Genomic DNA, 3,504 nt, shown 5'->3' with positions numbered 1-3,504 from the left:
GCCATGAGCGCGATCGCTGCGCGACCCGCGCCCGAACGCGCCGCCTGGGCCGCCCTAGCACCCCGCCTGCGGGTGCCGCTCTATTATCGCCGCCGGACCGAGAATATCGGCCGCAAGCCCGGCAACGTGGCGCAGTGGATCCGTGCGCATGGCGGCGCCTTCGATCACATGATGATGCTGGATGCGGACAGCCTGATGGGCGGCGACACCATGGTGGCGATGGCGCAGATCATGGAACAACGTCCCTCCATCGGCCTGATCCAGACGGTGCCGATGGTGATCGGCGCAACCACGCTGTTCCAGCGCTGGATGCAGTTCGCCAGCCGCCTCTACGGCCCGATCTCCACCGCCGGCCTCGTCTGGTGGTCGGGGTCGGAGGCGACCTTCTGGGGCCATAATGCGCTCATCCGCATCTCGGCCTTCGCCGCCTCCTGCGGCCTGCCCGAACTCCCCGGCAAGCCGCCGTTCGGCGGCACGATCATGAGCCACGACATGGTGGAGGCCGCACTGCTGCGCCGCTGCGGCTGGCGCGTCCACATGATCATGGTGGAGGACACGTTCGAGGAATATCCCCCGACCCTGATCGACCAGGCGGTGCGCGATCGCCGCTGGGCGCAGGGCAATATCCAGCATCTGGGCGTACTCGGCAGTTCGGGTTTCCACTGGATCAGCCGGCTGCAACTGCTGATCGGCGCCTCGGCCTATCTAACCTCGCCCGCCTGGCTGATCCTGATCGCCACCTCGGTCGCGCTCGATTTTTCCGAGGGCGGCGGATCGGTACGCGCCGTCACCTCCGCGCAGGTACTGGTAACGACGCTGGCGCTGCTCTTCGGCCCCAAGCTGCTCAGCGTCATCTGGGCGATGGCGAACCGGGAACGCCGCGCCAGCTATGGGGGAACTGGCGGCATCCTGAAGTCAGTCGCGCTGGACGTGCCCTTGTCGATCCTGACCGCGCCCGTGATCGCCCTCACCCAGACCATCGACCTGATCGCCATCCTGCGCGGCCGGAAATCCGGATGGGCGCCGCAAAGCCGCGTGCGGGACGGATTGGGGCTGGCGGACGTGCTGCCCCGCTATCGCTGGCACCTGGGGATCGGGCTGGTGCTGGTCGCGATATCGCTGCTCCGTCCGATGCTGGGCTGGTGGCTGTCGCCGGTCACCATCGGCCTGCTGCTCGCCCCATGGTTGGCGATGTGGACCGCGCGGCGGCGGCCGGGCGACCGGCTGGCGGCGCGCGGTGTCTTCCGGGTACCGGCCACGCCGCTCGCCGACGAAAGCTTGCAGCCCGGGACCATGCCCCTTCGTTAGCGGTTCGCTAACGCCGCACGTTCCATAGCTTGCTCCAGATCAAATTCTGGTCAAGCTACGGGAAAGTCGGTTAGAAATGTTACAGCGTAGTGTCACCGCCAGGTTGATGGCGCCGCTGGTCGTCTCGCTGGTGCTGCTGATGCTGCTGGCCGGCGTCATGCTGCACGGACAGCGGCAGGTAGGACGCGCCAACGACGCCGCCCGCGACGCGCAGGACCGGGTGATCGCACTGGCGGAGCAACGCTCGCTTAGCCGTGCGTTGCAGCGCGATGCCCTGAACCTCGTCACCGAACCTGAGGCCAGCGAATTGTCCGCCATCCGCGGCCGTTTTGAAAAGCGCCGCGACGCATTGGTCGCACAACTGGATGCGCGAGAGGCGGAACTGCGCGCCGCCGCGATCCCCCAGGCCTATTTCACGCGGCAACGCGCACTCGTCGCCGATCTCGCGCGCGTCGCCAGCCGTGTTGATGCCGGCGACCGGGCGGGCGCCTTTCAGGCATTTCGTCTGGACGTACGCCCGGTCGAGCGGGCCGCATCGACCATTGCCGAGGCGCAGATCGACGCGCTCGGCGCACAGGTGGCCACGCTGCGCGCGGCGGCGGATGCGCAGGCGGCCCGGTCGCGTCTCGTCCTCCTCGTCGCCACCGCCTTGCTGGCGATCGCGGGCCTCGTTGCCGGCCTGGTCATCACGCGGCGCAGCGTCGTCGCGCCCCTGCATCAGTTGCGCGAGACCATGGAGATGCTGGCCGCGGGCCGCACCGACCTGACCGTGCCGCAGCTCGACCGGGCGGATGAAGTTGGGCAGATGGCCCGCGCCATGGCGACCTTCCGCGATCAACTGGCCGATGCGGAGCGGGCGAAACGGGATCAGGAAACACTGATCGTCGCCAGCATCGGCGAGCGGCTGGCGGGGCTGGCGAAGGGCGATCTGGTGTCGCGCGTCGACGCCGACCTTGCCGGCCCGTTCGCCAAGCTGAAGGACGATTTCAATACCGCGCTCGCCGCGCTCCAGGCGACCATGACCCAGGTCGGCAGCACGGCGGGCAGCATCGCCCATGGCTCCAGCGAGATCCGCCATGCCTCCGGCGACCTCTCGCAGCGCACCGAACAACAGGCCGCCAGCCTGGAGGAAACGGCCGCGGCGATGGCGGAGATCACCGCCACCGTCGGCCGCACCGCGGACGATGCGGCGCGCGCCCATCACAGCGTCGAGCAGGCTACGGCCGAAGCGGAACAGTCGGGTGCGATCGTGCGTCGCACGGTGGAGGCGATGGGCGGGATCGAGCGTTCGTCCAGCGAGATTGTCGAGATCATCAGCGTCATCGACGGTATCGCCTTCCAGACCAACCTGCTGGCGCTCAACGCCGGCGTGGAGGCGGCGCGGGCCGGTGACGCGGGCAAGGGTTTCGCGGTCGTCGCCTCCGAGGTTCGCGCCCTCGCCCAGCGCTCCGCGGAGGCGGCCAAGGACGTGAAGGCACGCATCCAGGCCAGTTCCGAGCAGGTCGAGCTGGGCGTGGACCTTGTCGGCGAGACGGGCGCTGCGCTGGGCCGCATCGCCACCCGGATCGCGGAGGTCGGCACGCTCGTCTCCTCGATCCGTGTCGCCACCGGGCAACAGGCAGCGGGCCTGCGCCAGATCAGCACCGCAGTGACCGACATGGACGGGGTGACCCAGCAAAACGCCGCCATGGTGGAGGAAGCCACCGCCGCCGCCCGCAGCCTTGCCGGCGAAACCGAAGTGCTGATGCAGCATATCGCGCGTTTCCGGATCGGCGAGACGATGGCGGCGGGCACTCCGGCCAATCCGGTCCATAGCCTGCAGAACCGCGTCGCCCTGCCACCCGCACGGCGCGTTCGCGTCAACACCTCGGCTTTGGCCGTGGAAGAGGATGACTGGTCGCGCTTCTGAGCGACGACGGGGCGCCCCTTAAGGGACGCCCCGCTCAATCCGTAGTGACACAAGCATGAGCGGGGCGTTGAGGACGTGCGGAAGCTCGCCTCATCACCCCACAACGCGCGACATACGAAAAAGCACCATGGCACCGCACGAACCCTGCGATTCGCTTGAGCCGTGCAGCGGATAGATGGATGTGTGTGTCTGGATGCCCCGTGAGGATTCGAACCTCAATTGACGGAGTCAGAGTCCGTAGTCTTACCTTTAGACGACGGGGCAACGACAGGCGCGTGCCTCTAGGC

At 68.2% G+C, this 3,504-nt stretch carries 2 protein-coding genes and 1 tRNA gene; 2 read left to right on the top strand and 1 reads right to left on the bottom strand.

Translation table 11 applies throughout. The annotated features are described in order from the left end of the window. Together mdoH and Q0U08_RS18920 are read left to right on the top strand one after the other, a co-directional pair. A partial coding sequence (mdoH, locus tag Q0U08_RS18925; RefSeq protein WP_298093293.1) for a glucans biosynthesis glucosyltransferase MdoH occupies positions 1 to 1,308 on the top strand: 1,308 nt, incomplete at its 5' end. A gap of 76 nt (positions 1,309 to 1,384) precedes the next feature. Next, positions 1,385 to 3,217: a methyl-accepting chemotaxis protein gene (locus tag Q0U08_RS18920; RefSeq protein ID WP_298093292.1), complete on the top strand. Its 1,833-nt coding sequence runs from the start codon at positions 1,385 to 1,387 to the stop codon at positions 3,215 to 3,217. A gap of 190 nt (positions 3,218 to 3,407) precedes the next feature. Here the strand turns inward: Q0U08_RS18920 and Q0U08_RS18915 are convergent. Continuing rightward, a tRNA-Gln gene (locus tag Q0U08_RS18915) sits at positions 3,408 to 3,481 on the bottom strand. Positions 3,482 to 3,504: the final 23 nt, after the last annotated feature.

Origin of the sequence: uncultured Sphingomonas sp. (assembly GCF_946477935.1) — a bacterium.
GTDB lineage: Bacteria > Pseudomonadota > Alphaproteobacteria > Sphingomonadales > Sphingomonadaceae > Sphingomonas.
Note: the sequence above shows the minus strand (reverse complement) of the source record. Positions and strands in the feature narration are given on the sequence as shown.